At 48.9% G+C, this 22,926-nt stretch carries 23 protein-coding genes; all 23 read left to right on the top strand.

From position 1 onward, the window contains the following. The first annotated feature begins 2 nt into the window (after nt 1–2). Nucleotides 3–1,685: a single-stranded-DNA-specific exonuclease RecJ gene (recJ, locus tag NTY76_00965; protein MCX5677667.1), complete on the top strand. Its 1,683-nt coding sequence runs from the start codon at nt 3–5 to the stop codon at nt 1,683–1,685. Between the two features lie 19 nt (nt 1,686–1,704). Further along, the gene (gene amrS, locus NTY76_00960; protein MCX5677666.1) at nt 1,705–2,814 is read left to right on the top strand and encodes an AmmeMemoRadiSam system radical SAM enzyme; all 1,110 of its coding nucleotides are present in this window, start codon (nt 1,705–1,707) and stop codon (nt 2,812–2,814) included. Then, nucleotides 2,815–3,489, top strand: coding sequence for a sulfite exporter TauE/SafE family protein (locus tag NTY76_00955; protein ID MCX5677665.1), 675 nt, complete (start codon nt 2,815–2,817; stop codon nt 3,487–3,489). Beyond that, nucleotides 3,486–5,777, top strand: a complete 2,292-nt coding sequence (locus NTY76_00950; protein ID MCX5677664.1) for a hypothetical protein — start codon at nt 3,486–3,488, stop codon at nt 5,775–5,777. The genes NTY76_00955 and NTY76_00950 overlap by 4 nt, the downstream gene beginning before the upstream one ends. Then, nucleotides 5,774–6,472 carry a pseudouridine synthase gene (locus tag NTY76_00945; protein MCX5677663.1) on the top strand — a complete coding sequence of 233 codons (699 nt, stop codon included), beginning with the start codon at nt 5,774–5,776 and terminating at the stop codon, nt 6,470–6,472. The genes NTY76_00950 and NTY76_00945 overlap by 4 nt, the downstream gene beginning before the upstream one ends. 46 nt (nt 6,473–6,518) lie before the next feature. Beyond that, the gene (locus NTY76_00940; protein ID MCX5677662.1) at nt 6,519–6,887 is read left to right on the top strand and encodes a response regulator; all 369 of its coding nucleotides are present in this window, start codon (nt 6,519–6,521) and stop codon (nt 6,885–6,887) included. A gap of 96 nt (nt 6,888–6,983) precedes the next feature. Beyond that, nucleotides 6,984–8,561 carry a hypothetical protein gene (locus NTY76_00935; GenBank protein MCX5677661.1) on the top strand — a complete coding sequence of 526 codons (1,578 nt, stop codon included), beginning with the start codon at nt 6,984–6,986 and terminating at the stop codon, nt 8,559–8,561. Nucleotides 8,562–8,660: 99 nt separating this feature from the next. Then, nucleotides 8,661–8,948, top strand: coding sequence for an AbrB/MazE/SpoVT family DNA-binding domain-containing protein (locus NTY76_00930; protein ID MCX5677660.1), 288 nt, complete (start codon nt 8,661–8,663; stop codon nt 8,946–8,948). A gap of 4 nt (nt 8,949–8,952) precedes the next feature. Beyond that, nucleotides 8,953–9,234 carry a hypothetical protein gene (locus NTY76_00925; protein MCX5677659.1) on the top strand — a complete coding sequence of 94 codons (282 nt, stop codon included), beginning with the start codon at nt 8,953–8,955 and terminating at the stop codon, nt 9,232–9,234. A gap of 166 nt (nt 9,235–9,400) precedes the next feature. After that, on the top strand, nt 9,401–11,008 hold the full coding sequence (locus NTY76_00920) for an SUMF1/EgtB/PvdO family nonheme iron enzyme (protein ID MCX5677658.1): 1,608 nt from the start codon (nt 9,401–9,403) through the stop codon (nt 11,006–11,008). A 61-nt stretch (nt 11,009–11,069) separates the two neighbouring features. Continuing rightward, nucleotides 11,070–11,408, top strand: coding sequence for a diversity-generating retroelement protein Avd (avd, locus tag NTY76_00915; protein MCX5677657.1), 339 nt, complete (start codon nt 11,070–11,072; stop codon nt 11,406–11,408). A 362-nt stretch (nt 11,409–11,770) separates the two neighbouring features. After that, a complete protein-coding gene (locus NTY76_00910) occupies nt 11,771–12,322 on the top strand; it encodes a reverse transcriptase domain-containing protein (protein ID MCX5677656.1) in 552 nt (183 codons plus the stop codon). Between the two features lie 10 nt (nt 12,323–12,332). Continuing rightward, entirely contained in the window at nt 12,333–12,869 is a 537-nt protein-coding gene (locus tag NTY76_00905; GenBank protein MCX5677655.1) for an RNA-directed DNA polymerase, read from the top strand. A gap of 53 nt (nt 12,870–12,922) precedes the next feature. Beyond that, complete coding sequence (locus NTY76_00900; GenBank protein ID MCX5677654.1) at nt 12,923–13,126, top strand: hypothetical protein; 204 nt, start codon at nt 12,923–12,925, stop codon at nt 13,124–13,126. Nucleotides 13,127–13,311: 185 nt separating this feature from the next. Then, entirely contained in the window at nt 13,312–15,978 is a 2,667-nt protein-coding gene (polA, locus tag NTY76_00895) for a DNA polymerase I (protein MCX5677653.1), read from the top strand. A 31-nt stretch (nt 15,979–16,009) separates the two neighbouring features. Continuing rightward, nucleotides 16,010–17,389 carry a glycogen synthase GlgA gene (glgA, locus tag NTY76_00890; protein MCX5677652.1) on the top strand — a complete coding sequence of 460 codons (1,380 nt, stop codon included), beginning with the start codon at nt 16,010–16,012 and terminating at the stop codon, nt 17,387–17,389. Between the two features lies 1 nt (nt 17,390). Further along, a complete protein-coding gene (gene coaE / locus NTY76_00885) occupies nt 17,391–17,981 on the top strand; it encodes a dephospho-CoA kinase (protein MCX5677651.1) in 591 nt (196 codons plus the stop codon). Next, entirely contained in the window at nt 17,972–19,219 is a 1,248-nt protein-coding gene (gene rho / locus NTY76_00880) for a transcription termination factor Rho (GenBank protein ID MCX5677650.1), read from the top strand. The genes coaE and rho overlap by 10 nt, the downstream gene beginning before the upstream one ends. Before the next feature lie 79 nt (nt 19,220–19,298). Beyond that, nucleotides 19,299–19,571 (top strand): 50S ribosomal protein L31, encoded by a 273-nt coding sequence (rpmE, locus tag NTY76_00875; GenBank protein MCX5677649.1) that lies wholly within the window; start codon nt 19,299–19,301, stop codon nt 19,569–19,571. Between the two features lie 6 nt (nt 19,572–19,577). Further along, nucleotides 19,578–20,651 carry a peptide chain release factor 1 gene (gene prfA / locus NTY76_00870; protein MCX5677648.1) on the top strand — a complete coding sequence of 358 codons (1,074 nt, stop codon included), beginning with the start codon at nt 19,578–19,580 and terminating at the stop codon, nt 20,649–20,651. After that, complete coding sequence (prmC, locus tag NTY76_00865; GenBank protein ID MCX5677647.1) at nt 20,648–21,349, top strand: peptide chain release factor N(5)-glutamine methyltransferase; 702 nt, start codon at nt 20,648–20,650, stop codon at nt 21,347–21,349. The genes prfA and prmC overlap by 4 nt, the downstream gene beginning before the upstream one ends. Continuing rightward, nucleotides 21,337–22,602, top strand: coding sequence for a UDP-N-acetylglucosamine 1-carboxyvinyltransferase (gene murA / locus NTY76_00860; GenBank protein ID MCX5677646.1), 1,266 nt, complete (start codon nt 21,337–21,339; stop codon nt 22,600–22,602). Before prmC ends, murA begins: the two co-directional genes overlap by 13 nt. A gap of 63 nt (nt 22,603–22,665) precedes the next feature. Further along, nucleotides 22,666–22,917, top strand: a complete 252-nt coding sequence (gene rpsP, locus NTY76_00855; protein MCX5677645.1) for a 30S ribosomal protein S16 — start codon at nt 22,666–22,668, stop codon at nt 22,915–22,917. Nucleotides 22,918–22,926: the final 9 nt, after the last annotated feature.

Here is a 22,926-nt window from a genome sequence, read left to right as displayed (position 1 = left end):
TTATGCGAAAAACATGGCGGATAAAAGATCACCATCCCTCGCTGCAAAATAGCCTTTCAGAGCACCTCAATATATCGAAAGTCACAGCGCAGTTACTGGTAAACCGGGGCATAGATGATATAGAGAGCGCCTCAGAGTTTATGAATTCATCGCTCGCGTCCTGCCATGACCCGTTCCTTTTCAAAGATATGGACAAGGCGGTATTGCGCATAAAGAAGGCGATCTCAAAAAAAGAGAAGATCCTCGTCTATGGCGATTACGACGTGGACGGAATGACGAGCGTCGCTATAGTCTATTCAGCACTTAAGAATCTCGGCGCTATAATCGATACATATATCCCGAATCGCGTTGAGGAGGGGTATGGGTTAAATAACGCGGCTATAAAAAGAGCGCATAATAACGGCGTAACGCTCATAATCACCGTTGATTGCGGTATAACCTCATTTAAAGAGGTAGATCATGCCAAGATGCTGGATATAGACGTTATAATCACGGACCACCATGAGATATTGGAAGACCGTGTGCCCGCGGCCCTGGCCGTCATAAACGCCCTTCAGAGTGATTGCAAATATCCGTTCAAGCACCTGGCCGGTGTAGGTATCGCGTATAAATTAGTAAAAGCTCTGTATGAGGGGACACCGCATTTCGCCGAGGACTTTCTCGACCTGGTGGCGCTTGGCACCGTAGCGGATATTGCCCAGCTCCTGGGCGAGAACAGGACGCTCACTAAACATGGCCTGGTCGAGTTGACCACACGCAGCCGCACGGGCCTGAAGGCCCTGATGGATGTCGCGGGGCTCGGCACGAAGGATATCTCCAGCGGGCATATCGGATTTGTGCTCGGCCCCAGGATCAATGCCATGGGCCGCATAGGCTCGCCCCAGAAGGCGCTCGATCTCCTGCTTAGCGATAATGCTGAAGAAGCCGTAAAGCTTGCTAAGGTGCTGGAGACGGAGAACAGGAACCGCCGGAAGATAGAAGCGAAAATACTTGAAGAGGCCCTCGCGAAAGTCGAAAGGGAAGTTAATTTTAAGGACCACCGCATAATAGTCCTCGCGGGCGAAAATTGGCATCCCGGCGTAATCGGGATAGTGGCTTCGCGCATATCGGACCTCTTTTATCGCCCGGCCATTGTGATATCGCTCGACGGAAAACTCGGGAAGGGTTCGGGCCGCAGTATAGAGCATTTTCATCTCTTCGAATACCTATTGAGGTGCAAGGATTACCTGGCGGGCTTCGGCGGGCACGAGGGGGCTTGCGGGATAACGATAGATAAAGAGAATATCGACGGTTTCAGGGAGAAGATAAATGCCGAGGCGGCAAAGGACGCCGATGAATCCATATTCAGCGAAAAACTCGATGTGGATATGGATCTCCCGCTCAGCAGCTTGAACGAGGGCGTTATAAAAGAGATAGACTCTCTCGCCCCATTCGGAGAAGAGAACCCCCGTCCGGTGCTGGTCTCCCGTAAGCTCACCATAAAGGACGGCCCCCGCCCCATAGGAAAGAAGGGTTTTAAGATCTGGGTGACCGACGGACAGATCACCTGCGAAGCCATCACCTTCAATAAGGACAAGTTCGATATGCCCGAGGCGGGCCAGAAAGCGGATTTAGCTTATGTGCCGTCCATCAATGACTGGCAGGGCGTCCAGTCCATTCAGCTCGAGCTGCTCGATATAAAATAACCTGTCGGAGAGATCGATCATGAGAAGAGTGATACCGGTTGCGCTCATCGTATCTTTAGTCGTAATTCCCGCAGTAAATATTTCGTATGCCGCCCAGGAACTTTCAAGTCACGCACCTCACATCGCAAGTTACTGGAACAAGGTTAAGGATAAAATAGTCCAATGTGCCTTATGCCCGCGCAGATGCGTTCTCGACGTAGGGCAGAGGGGCTTCTGCACCGTACGCGTAAATAAGGATGGGACGCTTTACACTCTGGGATACGGCAATCCCGTGGCGGTGCATGTCGATCCGATCGAGAAGAAGCCTTTCTTTCATGTCCTGCCGGGAGAGAGCGCTTTTTCACTGGCGGTTGCCGGATGCAATATGAGATGCTTGTTCTGCCAGAACTGGCAGATATCCCAATCAAAACCCGATGAGGTTACCGCATACGATCTTCCTCCCGAGAAAGTGGTGGATGAGGCTATTAAGTCGCGTTCGCCGCTCATCGTCTACACTTACACGGAACCCACCGTCTTCTATGAGTACATGCTCGATATCGCCAAGCTTGCCCGTGCCAGGGGGCTTAAGAATGGAATGCATTCCTGCGGTTATATAAATCAGGAACCGCTTAAAGAGCTTCTGAAGTATATGGATGCCGTCAATATCGACCTGAAAGGGTTTAATCCCGATTTTTATCGCAGGATGGGCGCTATGGCAGAATTGGCTCCGGTGCTTGAGACGTTAAAGACGATCAGGAATGAGGGGGTGTGGCTCGAGATCACAAACCTTATAATACCCGGCCAGAACGATGACCCGAAAGAGATCAGGGCGATGTGCCGGTGGATAAAAGATAATCTGGGCTCGAGCGTGCCGCTTCATTTCAGCAGGTTCATGCCGTCGTTTAAATTACAGAATCTTCCGCCCACACCGGTGGAGAAGCTGGAAGAGGCGTACCGGATAGCCAAGGAAGAGGGGCTGAAATATGTTTACATCGGCAACGTCCCCGGCAACGAGCATGAAAATACATACTGCCCTTCTTGCGGAAAACTCGTCATAAAGAGGCTGGGTTATCAGGTGTGGACGGACGGCATCAAAGATGGAAAGTGTAATTATTGCGGTTATAACCTCGAAGGGATATGGAAGAGATAAGTGCCCGATAATTTAATCACGCATCTTCAGGTCTTCTGGATAGGTTTCAGCTTCGCAAGTTACGGGCCATGCCTTCTGGTCTGCATGCCTGTCATGATAACATATATAACAGCCCGGCAGAAAGGATGGGGAGAGACTGCCGCCGATATAACGGTCTTCCTGTCCGGCAGGCTTTTTGCGTATATTATACTGGGGGCGATAGCCGGTCTATCGGGTTTCTATTTAAGGCGCTTCATCGAAACGGACCTTACGCCGTATTTTAATCTAGCCAGCGGCGTGATAAGCATCCTTTTGGGAATATTTGTATTTATGTATAAAGAAACTAAATTGTGCGCGTGTAATGAATACAGCGGTAAGGTATACAATTCAGGGAGTCTTCTCGCCCTCGGATTTTTAGTGGGAATAAGCCCTTGCGGGCCCTTGACTGCTCTGCTGTTCGAGATCGCGCTCATATCGAGGAGCGCGTTTGAGGGCGCGTCATACGCGTTCTCTTTCGGCCTCGGCACTTTTCTTGCCGGAATCATAGTTATCGCGAGCCTCACCGGTATCTTTAAGGGCTTTGCCCGCAAGATATTCCGTTCAAAAACAGCCAATAGCATATTCAGGATATCCTGTTCAGCCATTTTAATATTATTCGGCCTCGGCCTTATCCGGGCGGGAATTAAAGCGCTATGAAAAAACCCATCGTCTTTTCGATAGCCCTCATCGGTTTTACCGCCATGGCCTCGCAGATAGTGCTTATCCGCGAGCTTCTTATAGTATTCTGCGGAAATGAGCTTTCTCTGGCCTTCATTCTCGCGAGCTGGCTCATAGGGGGCGCGATAGGGAGCGCTTTCCTGGGAGCGCATTTTGCGGATAGGCTAAAGAACAGGATGTCGGTCTTCATCGCGTGTCAGGTCGCCGTAAGCATACTGTTTCCTCTGTCTGTAATGGCGGTCCGATCCGTCAGATTGGCTCTCGGGGTCAACCCCGGAGAGATAGTCCCTATCTTCCCGATAGCTTGCGCCAGCCTGATAATTCTGCTGCCTATCTGCACGATCCTCGGCTTCATGTTCTCGCTGGCATCGCGTGTCCATAGGCCCGAGCCCAGCCTCGGAGCGTCCAGGATAGGCGAAGTATATATCATGGAAGCCGTCGGCGCGATGATAGGAGGCGTCATCACCAGTTTTATCCTGATCCGGTATTTGAACTCGATGCAGATAATGGGCGCGCTGGGCTCGCTAATGTTGATTTCGGCTGTTACGCTATCCAGGTCGCGCAAAGAAGAAAAATCCAACAGAATAATACCGTTCCTTGCGGTAATGGTATTCTCCTTATATATCATCTTATGGCTCTTCAGCGGGTGGAAGGCCCTGGACGAATATTTCCTGAAGGTGGAATGGCGGGGGAGCGAACTCCTGGCATCAAAAAATTCTATTTACGGCAATGTCGCCGTGACGAAAAAGGGAAACCAATTCTCTTTCTTCGATAACGGCCTTTATCTGTATGCGGTTCCGGACAGGCCCACAGCGGAAGAGGCCGCTCATTTTGCTCTCCTGGAGCACCCGGCCCCAAAGAAGGTGCTCCTGATAGGCGGAGGCGCGGGTGGGCTCCTGGACGAAATAGCCAGGCATCCGGTCGAAAAGATAGATTATGTCGAGCTCGACCCGCTCATACTGAAGATGGCCGAAGAACATCTGAGCGCGGAGAATCGCGCGCAGTTCTTAAATCCCGGGGTGTCCGTTATATTCGAAGACGGAAGGCGCTATATCAAGAGGACCTCTGAAAAATATGATTGCGTCATAATTAACCTCGGTGATCCGTATACGGCGCAGATGAACAGGTTTTATACGCTGGAATTTTATAACGAGGTCAGAAATATAATGAATGACGGAGGAGTCCTGTCGTTCGGGCTGAGCGCCTCGGAGAGTTATATAGGCCCTGAGCTTGCCGATTTCCTAAGGTCGATATACGCGACATTGGAGAAGGTCTTTCCGGATATCAAAGTTATTCCCGGCGAAACGGCGTATTTCCTGGCATCGCCGAAAAAGGGTGTGCTCACTTATGATTACAATATCCTGATGGATAGGGCCAAGGCCAGGGGATTGAAACTGAAGTATGTACGTGAATATTACCTCGTTTCGAGGATGTCCAATGAGCTTATTTCCTATACGGATAAGATAGTCAAGGATGACCGGAACATACGGATAAACCGTGATTTCAGGCCCTCATCGTATTATTACAGAATAACGGCGTGGGCCGCCCGCTTTAAAGACTCCTCGCTGGCCAAGACGCTGAAGACCGTCAATGAAAGAGTGGTCTGGTCGGCAGTGATACTGGTCCTGATAGCGATCCTTGCGGCGGGTTTTATACTTGTGAAGAAAAAGAAGATCTGCAAGGTCGTGACGATGCTTTCCGTGTCGGTCAACGGTTTCAGCCAGATGTCTTTCCAGATCATCATACTGCTTTCGTTCCAGATGATCTACGGTTTCATATTCTATAAACTGGGTATTATACTGACTGCCTTCATGGCGGGCATAGCCCTCGGAGGCCTGTCCGGCCTAAGAGTTTTGTCGCGCCTAGATCAATCCAGGAATAAGTACGCGCTTATAACTCTTTTAAGTATCCTTTCGCTGTATCCGCTCCTGTTATTGTCGGTGCTCAGCTACCTTTCATGCGCACACGGCGAGTTTGTGAGCTGGCTCGGGTCCAATGTCATATTCTTGATGCTACCTCTGCTTTCCGGATTCCTGGGAGGTTTTATATTTCCGATCGCCGGAGCGCTCTGCCTGAATAATGAGGAAGAGAGGGGACATGTGGCGGGCATAAATTACGGCCGGGACCTGTTCGGTTCGTGTATTGGCGCGCTCGTAACCGGGTTATTCCTTCTCCCGATACTCGGCTTACCTAAGACATGCCTTGTGATAGCCGCGCTCAGCTTTAAGACCTTAATCGTACTTATAGCGGGAGTAATATTTTCATGAAGCTGAATCTCTACATAGCTCGATGTGGCTATTGTTCCAGGAGGAATGCCGCGCTCCTTATCAAAGACGGTAAAGTCACCGTAAACGGCAAACCCGTGCTTGAACCGTGGTTCGAAGTATCGGATGACGACGCGGTCAAGGCGTGCGGCAAATTATTAAACGCCGAAAAGCAGGTCTATATCCTATTCAATAAGCCGAGGGGCGTAACGGCGACCTGTGAGGACAAATTCGCGGAGGAGAAGATAACTGATTTGATCCCGAAGCGGTTCGGGCGCGTTTATCCCGTAGGAAGGCTCGATAAAAATTCGCGGGGGCTGATAATACTTACGAATGACGGGGATCTTTGCCACCGTTTTACTCATCCGAAGTTTGAGATCGAAAAAGAATATATCGTGACTATAGAGGGCGATGCCGAAGAGTCCATAATCAAGAAGCTGATAAGAGGAGTTGAAGATTACGGAGAGATCCTTAAAGTGAAATCCGCTTCGATAAGTAAAAGATGGCCGAACAAGACGCAACTGACCGTGATCATATGCGAAGGGAAGAAGCGCCATCTGCGCAGGCTCTTTGAGGCTCTCGGGTATAAGGTGCTGGATCTTTTACGCATAAGGATAGGCAGGGTAAACCTGGCGGATCTGAAAGAGGGAAAGCTCAGGCTGGTGGATAAAAAATTTATATATTCGGCCTGTTCTTAGATATATTATGTGATATACTCTCATTAAAAGAAGGGGAGTGAAGCTTATGGCGCAAAAAACCATACTTGTGATAGATGACGAGGTTGGTTTTGTCGATGCGGTGAAGATGCGGCTTGAGGCTTATGGATATAACGTCATCGGAGCGTATAACGGCCATGACGGGGTGGAAAAGGCAAAAAAAGATCTGCCCAAAGTCATACTGCTGGACCTCGTTATGCCGAAAGTCAACGGTTTCGAGGCTCTTTTACGGTTAAAGGCCGATTCCAGGACATCTACGATCCCCGTTATAATAATCACGGCGCAGAGCGATATAGAATACGCGTTCGATGCCGGAAAGCTGGGAGCGGCGGATTATATTATAAAGCCGGTGAGCATGGAAGGTCTACTGGAACTCGTCAACAAGCACGTTCAATAAAAGCCTGCTCTATTAATTTAATTAAAAATCAAATTTAAGTTGACAAAAAGTCAATATTGTGGTATGATCTCCTCCTGAAAATATGGAGGATTTTTTATGTCAATTAAGAGCATTATTTTTGTACTGGCTTTTGTGCTGCTGGGCGCGTTAACCATTTATCCTCAGGAACTGTGGACGTCAAAGGACGGCTCGATACGCAATATCGATACCAGGTCCGTCTTTGTGGATGGCCGGAAGATATATTTGGCCACCAGGACCGAGCTTTATGCTTCAAACGGGCCAAAGGCGAGATGGGAATCCATATTCTTTATTCCGTCGAGCGATAATGAGATAGCCTGCATAAGCGGTAACTCCGGCAATTTATTTGTCGGGACCAGGCGCGGGCTTTTCAAATCTCAAGATCTTGGCAAGACCTGGCGAAATGTATTCAAGACGATAATACCGGAGAAGTCGAGCGTTCTCGTCATTGATATTCCTGGCCGTAATGCCGATAAGGTAATGATCGGCACCGAGCGGGGGCTGTTTATAAGCGACGACGGCGGCGCCAGGTGGCGCGACTCAAGCGGTATACTGAAGAACCATCGGGTTAAATGTATTGCGCTTAATGGCGGACATATATATGCCGGAGCCGACGACGGATTATATTCAACCGGAGACCATTCCTATGATTGGCAGAGGGTATTTGTCTATATTAACGCGTCGGATATCGGTGATACTCCGGAGGAGGCATCCGATTCCGCAGAACCGGAGAAGGCTGCCGATCCGGGTATAAATTGCATTGCGTTTAAAGGATCGAAGATCTATGCGGCATCCACCAGACGTATATTATGTTCGGAAGATAATGCTAAGAGCTGGAAATACCTTTGCGCTACGGGATTGCGCGGGACCGTAAACTGTCTTCTCGTTTCGGAGAGCTCTGATAAAATGTATTGTGCGACGACTAAAGGAGTCTTTGAGTTCGCCGCGAATGAGAACAAATGGAGCGAACTATACAAAGGCATGGACAAAGCCCTGAACGTGAAGAAAATCGTATTTGGAGAGGCGGAAGAGAAGACGCTTTGGGCCGGCACAGACAAAGGCCTTTATAAATTAGAGATAGGAAATTTCACAGAGAACCAGTATATGGACGTGGAGAAGAACTTGAAGACGATGAAGGTGATATTTGACGGCGAGCCTTCTTTTAAAGAGCTGCAGGAAGCTGCGATGAGGTTTAATGAAGTCCACCCCGATAAGATAAAGGAGTGGCGTACTGCCGCGCGGATGAGGGCGTTGGCGCCGAAGGTCAGCGTGGGATTTGATAACAGCACATCCAACAATTATAACATAGTCGCGGCCGCAACCGTCCCGGACAGGGATCGCGTGGTAGTGGGCCCGGATGATATCAATGAAGGTTTCGATATTTCGGTGTCATGGGACCTGGCGAACCTGATCTGGTCCGATGACCAGACCAATATAGACGTCCGTTCGCGCCTTACGACTCAATTAAGGAATGATATTCTCGATGACCTGAGAAGGGCATACTTCGAGCGCAAAAGATTGCAGTATGAGATCATGACATCTCCGCCTGTAGATATGAGGCTACGTTTCGAAAAGGAGCTGAGGATACAGGAATTGACGCAAGCCATTGATGATCTTACGGGTAACTACCTTTCGGAGCACATTAAAAAGGGTTAGAACCTGATTCCTATTGACAAACCGGCGAAATGTGGTATATTTGTATTGTAAGGAAGTAAGAAAGTAAGGAATAATGAATACGAAAGGAGCGGCGCGAAAATGAAAACACTTAATAAGGGCAGATATTACATGTCGCATATTACCTCAAAAGGTCAGACTACCATTCCAAGAGCCGTGAGGGCTTTGCTCGGCCTTAAAGAAGGATCCGAAATAGCCTTTAAAGCGGCTTCAGGTGGTTTTATGTTATTAAGAGTGACCACAACAATCAAAGAGGATAACCCTTATACACCGCAGGAATGGAAGAAAATCGAAAAGCTTGCCTCCGCGAAAGGAAAGGCGTTTGACAGCGCTGATGCGGCTATAAGACATCTTCATAAGGCATCATAAATGCATGAAGATTATTATCAAGCCTTCTTTTGAACGTGTATACAAGAAGCTTCCTCATTCTGAAAAATCCAGGATCGATGAAAAGATCCGCGAGCTATTCAATTATTACAACAAGGATATGATATTTGCCGATTTACGAGTAAGAAAGATGGCGGGTAAGGATGATTATTTCGAGATAGATGCCGCCTCAAATAGGCGTATTTTGATTAAAAAACAGAAGGGCCTTATAGAATTCATCGCATATGGTAATCACGATGAAATACGCAGGCTATTAAAGCAGGCATGATAAAATTAATAATCTGGTAAAAGTGTAGAGTGGAGACCTGACCCCATACCAATTTTATTAAACAGTTGACGCGAGACGGGGGAGAGAAGTATAATCAGGTAAGTTGGATTTTCGTGTTTTCTTTAGAAAAAGGGATGTGTCCCATTTTTAAAAAACAGGAGGAAATATGTTGAAACGTTTTGCCCGTAGCCTTTCCTCTCTCTCTCTCTCTCTCTCTAAGTTTCGCGTCCTCTTCTTATTAGTAGCACTCTCCGCTTTCCATTATTCAATATTCACCTCCCAGGCTTACGCTAATAATATAATCGTAAGTAATGTCTCCTTATATAAAGCCGCAGGCCAGCCGAACGGTACGATAGGCGTAAAGTTCGACGTTGTCTGGGACAATTCTTTCACTTCCGTAGACAATAACGGCCAGACTTTCTTCGACCGGGCCTGGGTATTCGTGAAGTACTTCGACGCCGCGAATGCCGGTACCGATACAGCCTGGAGCCATGCCACATTAATTTCAGGGGGGACAGTAAGTAGCTATAACGCCCAAAGCGGTACCGGAATAAGCGCCGATCAAAAAGGCGCTTTCTGCAGGCCCGGGACCAACCAAGTCGTATACTGGGATTACGCCACAGATGGAGTCTCTCCTTCGGCTTCTATCTCGGTTAAAGTTATGGCGATAGAAATGGTCTATGTGCCGACGGGTTCGTTCTATGTAGGTTCAGGCGGTACTGAGACAAACGCTTTCTATAGCTATCCCAACACCACCAGCCCTTACAAGATATCCTCTGAAGACTCTATTATTGTGGGCACAGCAACCGGGAATCTCTATTATCCGAATTCAAATACTTATGGCGGCGATCAGGCTGGCCCAATACCTGCCGCTTTCCCCAAAGGTTATAACGGTTTCTACATGATGAAATATGAAGTTAACCAGGGCCAATACCGGGATTTTCTGAATACATTAAACCGTGCCCAGCAGAACCAAAGGGCTGGTAACGGGACAACCCTGGCTTCGGGCACAACATCCGTAACCAATATATATGTTATGGCAAATACCAGTGTTGCCGCTAATATCGCTTCCGCTTCTAATTATCGTAGTGGAATACGATGTGATGCCGCTATTCCAGCCACTACCCCAATAACGTTTTACTGTGATTACAACAATAATGGCACACCGAACGAATCCACTGACGGCGAATGGATAGCCTGTAACTACGTAAGCTGGCCCGACTTATGTGCTTATGCTGATTGGGCGGGACTCCGGCCATTTACAGAGCTTGAGTTTGAAAAGGCGTCTATAGGGCTGATGAACCCGATAGCCAATGAATACGCCTGGGGGCCAACCGCTCCCACCGCTGGTCCTACCGGGCCCACAAATCCCGGCGCGAATAATGAAACTGCTACTAACAACGCTAATTGCTCCTACAACGGTACTGTATCAGGTCCTATGCGCTCAGGATTTGCCGCGACCAGTTCCTCAAGCCGATATGCCTCCGGCGGTTCCTATTACGGAATAATGGAGCTTTCAGGGAATTTATGGGAGAGGCCGGTTACCGTAGGCAATAGTACCGGCAGGTTATTTATCGGAAGTCACGGCGACGGCAGTTTAAGCACAACTAATACCGACTGGCCGGGAACTAACGCGACCGGCTCAGGCTACCGCGGCGGCGGTTGGAGCACCGGCAGTTCCTACGCTCGTGTATCGGACCGTATCTACGCGGCGTACACGGATGCTGGTCGCTACTACTATGTCGGCATTCGCTGTGCCAGGACTTCCCCTTAGTTTGTAGCTCTTTGGGTTTTTGAATTTTTGAAAAGGGGACACATCCCTTTTTGAGGTTTGAATGAAGAAAATAACTCCCGTAGTCGAGAAGCATTACCGGTTGATCCTCTGGATGCTGCCCAAGATCGCGAACTTTCCGAAGGACCAGAGGTTTTTACTGGCGGACAGGATCGAAACGATCCTTCTGGATATACTGGAGATGTTGATCGAAGCTGTTTATTCAAAAAATAAAAGAGAGATATTGATAAAAGTAAATTTAAAGTTAGATGCCTTACGTTTTATGATGCGTATAGCCAAAGATATGAAATACGTCAATATACATGCTTATGATTTTTTCTGCCAATCGTCCATAGAGGTAGGGAAGATGGTCGGCGGCTGGTTAAAATCGTCCGCTCTTTGAATTGTATAGGCCCAGAATCCTGATGTTTACGGATATCAGGAGCGGAATATGGAAAGGGGAAGTCCAGGCGCTCGCCTTCCTTCTTTGTTTTTTATGACAAAAGAAAAAATTAACCACGGCGCCTTATGGAGATATTTAAATATATTTCTGTAAGGCGCTAATACGCATTATCCAGGTGCGGCGCCGTAAGTGCTGTTGTGCGCTGTAGGCTACCGCGGCGGCAATTGGAACAACGACAGTTCCAACGCTCGTGTATCGGACCGTAACAACGCGGCGAACACGAATGCTAATCGCAACAACAATAACGGCATTCGCTGTGCCAAGACTTCTCTTGTTCCATAACTATAATGAAGTAAAGGGATATGAAGAAATTAACCGGCCTGTATTCCCAGATAGTTTCCAAAGAAAATCTCTATCGTTCCGCCTATATGGCGGCGAGGTCCCGGCGATACAGGGACTCGGTAGCGGATTTTAACTTCCTTCTTGAAGAGGAGATCGAGAAACTGCACAGGGAATTGACGGATAAGACTTACAGGCACGGGAAGTACCGTGTCTTTAACGTATACGACCCGAAGGAGCGCAAGATCGCCGCCGCGCCTTTCAGGGACAGGGTAGTCCATCATGCCGTGCATGACGTTATCGAGCCGTTCATTGACAGGACTTTTATTTACGATTCATACGCCTGCAGGAAGGATAAGGGGTCGCATAAGGCCCTGGACAGAGCCCAGAGGTTTTTAAAGTCGAACAGGTTCTGTCTTCACGCGGATGTGAAGAAATTTTTCCCTTCGATTGACCGCGGTATACTTAAAAGTATGCTCGCCAAAAGAATTACGGATGAGCCTCTACTGCGGCTTATCAATGGGATAATCGATTCAGCGAGGCAGATAGCGGAAAATGCCGGGGGGGGGGGGTAACACAGAAGCTATGGTAAAAGGTTTGCCTATAGGCAACCTGACTAGCCAGTTCCTCGCAAACCTTTACTTAAATGAGTTGGATTATTTTGTCAAGTTTCAATTAAGGGTTCGCCATTACATAAGATATATGGATGATTTTTTGATCTTTGGCAATGATAAGAAAGCGCTTATTGAAGTTAAAGGTAAGATAAGGGATTTTTTAAAGGAGAGATTAGCGCTTCAGATGCATGAAGGAAAATCCCAGATTTACAATACCGAGAAAGGGATCAAGTTCTTAGGGTTCAGGATATATAAGGATTATAGGCGCCTTACATCTGATAATGTCAGGCGCTTCAGAAAAAGGCTCGGGAAATTTACTCATCTCTTTGAAAACGGCGAAATGAATGAGAAGGAGATCCGCGATTCCGTCCGCTGTTGGGTGGCGCACAGCAAGCACGCCAGTACAGGCGGCTTGCGGCATAGGCTGTTTAAGGATCTGGTACATAAAAAGCTCGAGAGTTCGCTCAAGGATATATTACTGGATACCATGATTGTAGCTGACGTTTAAACGTCAGCTACAATGTGGATAAGTCAGGGTTCAGGAAAGAAAGGGGCATATAAATGAAGAAGCCGGTAGTGTTTATAAGTCAAATATTGTTGGCGTTAATATTTCTTGTTATAGCGGTACTATTGCTGAACAGGCAGCATCTGAAAAATCCAGCCAGTCCTGCTGTTTACGGCAGTCCGTATCGGGGCGGCCATGGGCAGGGCTATGCCTCGAATGAATACACGGGCCGCATTGACGGCAGTGACGCGAAACATTGAAATAAGGTAATAAGCATAATTTTTGTTGACAAAACCGCATATATCCGTATAATTAATATAGGTTTAGTGGTTCTGACGTCCTCTTTCGCATTGATTTCCGAGAGATTAAATCCCTAAAAAATAGAATCTATTATAAATGTTGAAAGCATCCCTCTGTAAACATACCTCATAAGGCTTGCCGTGTAATGTCCAAAAAGAGACTCTTTCTGATCGATGGAAATTCATTCTGCTATAGGGCTTTTTATGCCATACGGTCGCTTTCCAATTCCAGGGGCCAGCCGACCAATGCCGTATATGGCTTCGTGACCATGCTGGGCAAGATAATCAAAGATAACGCGCCTGATATGCTGGCGGTGGCTTTCGATATGAAGGGTCCGACTTTCAGGCATAAGAGATATGAGGAGTATAAGATACACCGTAAACCCATGCCCGATGAGCTTGTGGGACAGATGCCTTATATCAAGAAAGTGGTCTCAGCCTACAATATACCTATATACCAGTTGGAAGGCTATGAGGCTGACGATGTCCTGGCAACTATAGCGAAGAAGGCAGAAGAGAACGATATCGAGACCTTTATCGCCACCGGCGATAAAGATGCCCTTCAGCTTGTCAATAACCATATAAAAGTCTATAACACGAATAAAGACGGCCTGATCTATGATGCGGGCAAGGTAAAGGAGAGGTACGGCGTTACCCCTGATATGATGCCTGACATAATGGCGTTGATGGGTGATACCTCGGACAATATACCCGGTGTTCAGGGTATCGGTGAAAAGACCGCCATAGAACTCATCAGTGAATTCGGGAGCCTCGATAATCTCTTGAAGAATGTCGATAAGGTTAAAGGCGAAGCAAGAAAAAAGACGCTGCGTGAAAATGAGAAGATCGCTGTCTTGAGCAGAGAGCTTGCCGTAGTCGATACGAATGTGCCGATAGATATCGACTTTAAAGCACTTGTTCTTAAAGAGCCCGATCAGGAAAAGCTTTTGGAGCTCTTCAAGGAACTGGAATTTAAGTCGCTCATAAAGGAATTCACTCCCAAGAAAGCACTTAAATCCGTATACGAACTGATCGATGATGACAAGAAATTCAAAAAACTCGTAGAAGAACTAAGGGATCTGGATGAATTCGCATTCGATTTTGAGACGACATCCGAAGATCCGATGCTGGCTTCTCTTGTCGGAGTCTCTTTTTCATGGAAAGTGGGGCGTGCTTGTTATGTGCCAGTTAATAAGTACTTTGATTGCGATACCGTTCTCGGTGAGCTCAAAACCATCTTTGAAGACGCGTCCGTCAGGAAGATCGGCCAGAATATCAAATATGAATATATAATTTTGGCTAACTATGGCATAAAACTTGCCGGTGAGTTCTTTGATACCATGGTGGCTTCGTACCTCCTTAATCCTTCGAAGCCGAACCATAATCTGGAAGAGATCTCGATCGAATATCTGAACCATAAGATGACTACGCCTATAGAAGAGCTGATAGGTAAAGGCAAAAAAGCGATCACAATGGATCTTGTCGATGTCGGCAGAGTATGCGCGTACTGCTGTGAAGACAGCGATGTGACGCTGCGCCTGGCCAAAATATTGGAGAAAGAGATCTCCGATAAGGGCCTGGACGACCTCTTCTACAAGGTGGAGATGCCACTTATAGAGGTCCTGGCCTCGATGGAGATAACGGGCGTTTCCATAGATAAAGAATATCTTGCCGACCTCTCATCCGAGATGGAAAAGAAACTGGCCAGGCTTACGAAGAATATATATGAGATGGCGGGCGCGGAGTTCAATATCAACTCGCCGAAACAGCTTTCGGAGATACTGTTCGAAAAGCTCAAGCTTCCGGTGATCAGAAGGACCAAGACAGGGAACTCCACCGACGAAGAGGTCCTTACGAAACTCGCCTCCTTACATAAATTGCCACAGACGCTTTTGGAATACAGGGAGCTTTCTAAGCTTAAATCCACATATGTGGATTCTCTTCCGGATCTTCTGAATCCGAAGACGCACAAGATACATACTTCGTTTAATCAGGCGGTCACCGCGACGGGCAGGCTTTCATCGAGCGGGCCGAATCTGCAGAATATCCCGATAAGGACCGAGGAGGGGCGAAAGATACGAAGAGCTTTCATTCCCTCAGGGAAAGAAAGGCTGCTCCTTTCGGCGGACTATTCGCAGATCGAACTCAGGATACTGGCGCATATGTCCGGCGACAAACACCTCACGAAGGCGTTCAGGGAAGGCCTAGACATCCATTCGTTCACGGCGAGCCTGGTCTTTAATGTGGATGAAAAAGATGTTACGGCTGAGATGCGCGGCATGGCCAAGACCGTCAACTTCGGCATAATCTACGGGATGAGCCCGTACGGGCTATCTCAGAGCTTGAATATAGACGTGAGTAAGGCCAAGGAGTTTATCGACGCTTACTTCGAGAGATATCCCGACGTTAAACAATATATGGAGTCGCTGATGGTCGAGGCCAGGGAGAAAGGTTACGTTACAACCATTCTGGGGCGCCGGCGTTATATCCCGGAAATAAACAGCCCCGATATGAGGATGAGGCAGTTCGCGGAGAGGACCGCCATAAATGCGCCGATCCAGGGATCCGCGGCCGATGTGATAAAGGTCGCGATGATAGCCATAAACGAAAAACTTGCCAGGAAGGGATTGGGGACAAAGATGACGCTGCAGGTCCATGATGAGCTCGTCTTCGACGTCCCGAAGAAGGAATTGGAAGAGAGCTACCGGATCGTGAAAGACGGCATGGAGAATGTCATAAAATTGAAAGTGCCGGTCGAGGCGCATATAGAGGTCGGCAAAAATTGGCTGGAGCAGGAGAAATACGGCTCTTAGTTGCCGCCAGGGGAGATCTGAATTGGAAAAATTGAAAGTACTATTCGCGTCGAGCGAGGTTGTGCCGTTCGCCAAGACAGGCGGACTGGCGGATGTCGCAGGGAGCCTGCCTATAGCGCTCGAAGCCCTCGGCGTGGATGTGCGCGTCATAATGCCGAAATACCGCTCCGTTAAAACCGCTGACAGCGAGACGACGATAGGCAAAAACGTGAAGGTCTATCTGGTCGAGAACGATGATTATTTCAACAGAAAAGAGCTCTACGGCGATAAGTTCGGAGATTACGCCGATAACCTCGACCGCTTCGCGTTCTTCTCGAGACAGGTCCTGGAGAGGTGCATAAAGGAAGGCTTCAGGCCCGATATAATACATTGCAATGACTGGCATACGGCGCTTATTCCGGTATACCTCAATACCATCTATAAATACGACCCGTTCTTCGCGAATACCCGCACGCTATTTACGATCCATAATATAGCCTATCAGGGCCTCTTCCATAAAGATGATTTCCCGAAGATGGGGCTGGATTGGGCATTGTTTCACATACACTATTTCGAATTTTACGGACAGATCAATTTGATGAAGGCCGGTATCGTCTATGCCGACGCGGTAAGCACCGTGAGCCCGACATATGCCAGGGAGATATTGACGAAAGAATACGGCTGCGGCTTAGAAGGGGTACTACAGACCAGGAAGGATGTTCTTTACGGTATCCTGAACGGCATAGATTACGATATCTGGAATCCGGCTACCAATACCGAACTGGTGAAGAATTATTCGATAGAGAACCTCGACGACAAGTATATCAATAAAGAGGCCCTGCAGAAGGATCTGGGATTGAAGGTCGACTGCGATATTCCGATGATAGGTATCATATCGCGCCTGGCAGACCAGAAGGGCATGGATATACTCGCGAAGATAATTAATGATATTTTGAGTATGAAGGTGCAGTTCGTTTTATTGGGCGTAGGAGATCATAAATACCACGTGCTCCTGGAAAAGATGGCGAAGGCGCACCAGAAGAATACATCGATAAATTTAAAGTTTGACGCTATCCTCGCGGAGAAGATTTACGCGGCCTGTGATATATTTTTAATCCCGTCCAGATATGAGCCGTGCGGCTTGAGCCAGATGATAAGTTACAAATACGGCACCATCCCCGTCGCGCGCCGGACAGGGGGACTAAAGGACAGCATACGCGAATACGCGCTTGATACTAAGGAAGGCACCGGATTCACCTTCGAAGAATATAAGCCGGAGGCGCTTCTTGCGGCAATAAAGAAGGCGCTTAGCCTTCACCAGCACAGGAGCGCATGGAGAGAGTTCGTTAAGAAGGTCATGGAGCTCGACTTCTCATGGAAAGTCTCGGCGAAGGATTATATAGGGCTCTATAATAAGATCCGGAGGCGATAGAGTGACGGTAATAGGGCTGACGGGATCTTTTGGCACGGGTAAGACGTTTGTGGCCTCGATATTTAAGTCCCTCGGAGCCAGCGTCATAGACGCCGATACGATCGCTCATGGAGTTATTAAGAAGGGTAAGCCTGCATATAAAAAGATAATCGGCGCTTTCGGCTCCGGTATACTCGCGCCCGGCCGCGAGATCGACAGGAAGAAGCTTGCCGCTCTGGCGTTCAGCAGTAAACGGTCGGTCAAGAAATTGAACAGAATAGTGCACCCCGAAGTCATACGGGTGATAAAGGCGAAAATTAAGGCGGCCGGTAAAAACGCCGTCGTGGTTATAGATGCGCCGCTTTTGATCGAGGCGCGTCTTTTAAATATAGTCGATAAACTGGTCGTTGTTAAAAGTTCTAAAAAAAGGCAGATCGAGAGATGCTTAAAAAAGTTTCACATAAAGAGGGAAGAAGTGTTAAAGAGGATAAGGAGCCAGATATCAATGAAGAGAAAACTGAAAATGGCGGACTTCGTCGTGCGGAACGACAGGACGAGAAGCCTGACGAGAAGCCAGGTAAGAAAAGTATGGGAGGAAATCGTATGGAGATAGCCGAGCTCAAGGCGATGAGCATCGCCGAATTGACGAAGCTTGCGAAGGACCTCAATGTCAACGGCATGAGCGGACTGAAGAAGCAGGATCTCATATTCAAGATCCTGCAGGCCAAGACCGAAAAGGAGGGCCTTATATTCGGCGAGGGCGTGCTGGAGATACTTCCGGACGGATTTGGATTCATGAGGAGTCCCGATTATAATTATCTCCCCGGGCCCGACGACATATACGTATCCCCGTCCCAGATACGCCGTTTTAACCTGCGTACCGGCGATACGGTCAGCGGCCAGATCCGCCCGCCGAAGGAGGGCGAGAGATACTTCGCGCTGCTCAAGGTGGAGGCGGTTAATTTAGGAAATCCGGATGAGACCAAGGACAAGACGCTCTTCGATAATCTTACCCCGCTCTATCCGAATAAGCGCTTCATACTGGAGAGTAGTCCCAAGGAGATATCGATGAGGATAATGGATCTCCTCGCGCCGGTCGGAAAGGGGCAGAGGGGCCTGATAGTCGCGCCTCCGTACAGCGGCAAGACGGTGCTCCTGCAGAAGTTCGCGAATTCCATAACTACAAATTATCCCGAAGTCGTGCTGATAGTGCTTCTGATAGACGAGCGCCCGGAAGAGGTCACGGATATGCAGCGCTCGGTGAAGGGCGAGGTGATAAGCTCCACGTTCGATGAGCCGGCGGAGAGGCACATACAGGTGGCGGAGATAGTGCTCGAGAAGGCGAAGAGGCTGGTCGAGTCCAAGAAAGACGTTGTGATACTGCTTGACTCGATTACGCGGCTCGCGCGCGCATACAATTCGGTCGTGCCGCATTCGGGCAAGATACTATCCGGAGGCGTCGATTCGAACGCTCTGCAGAAGCCGAAGAGGTTCTTCGGCGCCGCGCGTAATATCGAGGAGGGGGGAAGTCTCACGATAATAGCGACGGCCCTCATCGATACCGGCTCCAGGATGGACGATGTCATATTCGAAGAGTTCAAGGGCACCGGCAATATGGAACTCCAGATGGACAGGAACCTCTTCCAGAAGAGGATATATCCCGCGATCGATATAAAGCGGTCGAACACCAGGAAGGAAGAGCTGCTGCTCCATCCCGATGAGCTGAAGCGCATATGGCTCATGAGGAAGGCGCTGAACGAGCTTAATAGCGACGAGGCTATGCAGTTATTGATAGAGAAGCTGTCGAAGACGAAGACGAATGCCGAATTTTTAATGTCGATGAACCAGTAAAGCAAAAAATAAAATAAGGCCGATATCAGAGATATCGGCACTTAGCCTGCAATAAGGCTGAATAAACTAGGAGGGGAGTATGAAGGATAAAATTCATCCTGTATATAAAGAGTCTACGATAGTCTGCGTTTGCGGCGAGGTGATAAAGACCCGCTCAACAAAGCCGAGTATACATGTCGATCTCTGTTCGAAGTGCCATCCGTTCTTCACCGGCACGCAGAAACTGGTCGACTCCGCCGGCCGCATCGAGAAGTTCTCGAAGCGCTACGCGGGCAAGACCAAGCCTAAGGTGAAGGCTGAAAAGGCCGAAGTGAAAAAAGAGGAAAAGCCCGGCGAAGGTAAAACCGCTTAATAAAGTATGATCGAGAAGATAATTGAAGAGCGCCGAAAGAGGTATGACCGTCTGCATGAGTTATTGGCCGATCCGAAAGTCATTGGTAATAGCTCTGAGTACCAGTCGTATGCCAAGGAGTTATCCTCGCTTACGCCGATAATCAACGCGTATAACGAGCACATGAAGATGACGGCGGATATTAAAGACCTGGAGAAGGTGCTCAGCGACAAGACCCATGATAAGGAGTTCCTGGTCCTGGCGGAGGAGGAGAAACACAGGCTCAGTGAGGCCCTGAAAAAATCCGCGGCCAGCCTGGAAGATATGGTGCTGGAGAAGGATTCCGGAGGAAACAGGGGCATCATTATAGAGATAAGAGCCGGCACCGGTGGCGTGGAGGCGGCTCTCTTTGCGGCAGACCTCCTAAGAATGTATTCGAGATACGCGGCGAAGAACGGCTGGAAGGTGGAGCTTATAGATTCCAGCCTCAGCGAAAAAGGCGGATATAAGGAAGTAATCTGCTCCATATCGGGCTCGGGGGTTTACGGTAAGATGAAATTTGAGTCCGGTACCCATCGTGTCCAAAGAGTGCCGGAGACCGAAGCGAGTGGCCGGATCCATACGTCTGCCGCTACGGTAGCGGTATTGCCGGAGGCGGAGGAAGTTGATATCGAGGTAAAGCCGGAAGATTTAAGAGTGGATGTCTTCAGATCGGGTGGCGCCGGTGGGCAGGGAGTTAACCGGACCGATTCCGCTGTCAGATTGACGCATCTTCCTACAGGCATTGTAGTAACCTGCCAGGATGAGCGTTCGCAGCTAAAGAATAAGATAAAGGCGATGAAGGTCTTGCGCGCAAGGCTCTTCGACGCCAGACAGAAAGAGCAGTCTGATAAGATAACGAAGTCCAGGCGCGCTCAGGTAGGCACAGGAGACCGTTCGGAGAAGATCCGGACTTATAATTTTCCCGACAGGCGCATCACGGACCACAGGATAGGATTTACGACTCATGCTCTGGAAAGCGTTTTGGAAGGCGAGATGGATGAACTTATAAGAGCGTTGAAGGAAGAAGAGAGGAAGCTCAGGCTTAAGGCGACGATATGAAGACAATTGAGCCGTATACGCCGATTCAGTATGTGATTGGCAAGACAGAGTTCTGCGGACTGGAGTTTAAGGTCGATGAGCGCGTTCTCATTCCCAGGCCGGAGACGGAATTACTGGTTGAGGCTGCGGCCGAATTTGCCGGGTTAAGCGCCTCCAAGGCAGATGAGCTTGACATACTGGACCTTTGCACGGGATCCGGCAACATCGCGATAGCGTTGATGGCCGGAAAATGTGCGCCATTGACAAAAAACCTAAGTAATTGTAGAATAATCGCTTCTGACATTTCGCCGGATGCGCTCGAAGTCGCCAGGCGAAACGCCGTCCGTAACGGCGTTTATGGTGGTATAGAATTTGTGTGCAGTGATCTCTTTACTGATATAAAAGGCCGGTTCGATATAATCGTATCCAACCCGCCTTATATAGCAAAACATGAATTCCTGACATTGCAGGAAGAAGTCTTAAGGGAACCCAGGATAGCTCTTGACGGCGGAGCGGACGGGCTCGATTTTTACAGACGGATAGCCGCGTCCCTCCCGAAACATTTAAAACGCGGCGGATATGCTCTGATGGAGATCGGTTACGGCCAGAGGGCCGCGGTCGCCGACATTATCGGTAAGAGCGGCATCTTCAGGCTTTCGGGTGCGAGAAAAGATTTTAACGGGATCGACAGGGTGATAATAGCTGAATGGATAAATTAGTCATAGAAGGTTCGAAGAGACTGACCGGGACCGTTGACATAAGCGGTTCGAAAAACGCGTGTCTGCCGATACTCGCGGCGGCGCTTTTGACCGATGACAAATCGGTGATAAGGAACGCGTCGACGCTTCGCGATATCTCGACGATGGTCAAGATATTGAAGAACCTTGACGTGAAGGCTAAACAGGAAGGCGATGTCGTCACGATCGAGCCCGCGGGATACAAAAAATTCACCGCGCCGTATGACCTGGTGAGCACGATGCGCGCGTCCATCTGCGTGCTCGGGCCGTTACTGGGTAAGAGAAAGCGGGCCGAGGTTTCGTTTCCCGGCGGATGCGTTATAGGCCCCAGGCCGATAGATATCCATCTGAAGGGATTAAGGGCTCTAGGAGTGGATATCAAAGTTGAAAAAGGCTATATAATGGCGGATGCGCGCCGGATGTGCGGGGGCCATGTTTATCTGGGCGGGCATTTTGGCTCGAGCGTTCTGGCCACAGCTAACGTCATGATGGCCGCGGTGCTTGCCAAGGGCGTCACGGTTATCGAGAATGCCGCATGCGAGCCTGAGGTCGTAGACCTTACACATTTTCTTATAAAGATGGGCGCTAAGATAAAGGGCCACGCGACGCACAGGTTAATCATCGAAGGTGTGAAATCGCTCCACGGAGCGGAGCATACCGTGATACCCGACAGGATCGAAGCCGGCACCTATATGATCGCCGCCGCGATAACCAAAGGCGATCTGACGCTGAAAAACGCGAAGCCCGATCACATGATAGCCTTTATAGATAAGTTAGAGGAAGCGGGTTTGGAGGTAAAGAAAGTCCCGTCCGGATTGAGGGTGCGGTACGTCAAAAAATTAAAGCCGATCGATATAACCACGCTGCCTTATCCGGGCTTTCCGACGGATATGCAGGCGCAGATGATGAGCCTTATGACCGTCACGGACGGTATAAGCGTGATAACCGAGAAGATATATCCGGAACGCTTTATACATATAAGCGAGCTTAATCGTATGGGAGCCGAAATAATTTTAGAAGGAGCGACCGCTATAATAAAAGGCGTCAGGCACTTGAGCGGCGCCCCGGTAATGGCATCGGACCTGAGGGCCTCAGCGGCCCTGGTGCTGGCGGGCCTGGTCGCCAAAGGCAGGACGGAAGTTCACAGGATCTATCATCTGGATAGAGGTTACGAAAGACTCGAAGAGAAACTGGCGGCATTGGGCGCTAAGGTCTGGAGAGAAAAAGAGAAATAGGCCGATATCAGGGATATCGGCACTTAGCCGACAATGCGGCTGAATAAACTAGGAGGAAGTATAATGTCAGTAGTGATCAGATTAAAGAGAGCGGGAACGCTGAAGAAGCCGGTTCATAAGATAGTCGTGATCGACAAGCATCGGGCAAGAGACTCAAGGCCGATAGAGCTATTGGGATTCTATGATCCGAAGACGAATCCGGCTACGGTGAAGGTAAATAAAACGCGCGCCGAGTATTGGATCGGCGTTGGCGCCACACCTTCTCCGGCAGCCAGGACTCTATTGAAGAAGCAGGGAGTTAAAGTCAGCGTTTAGTTGTAATTG

The sequence above is a fragment of the Candidatus Omnitrophota bacterium genome (assembly GCA_026387175.1).
Classification (GTDB): Bacteria; Omnitrophota; Gorgyraeia; order 2-01-FULL-45-10; family 2-01-FULL-45-10; genus CAIMPC01.
This window is presented reverse-complemented; position numbering and strand designations above follow the sequence as displayed.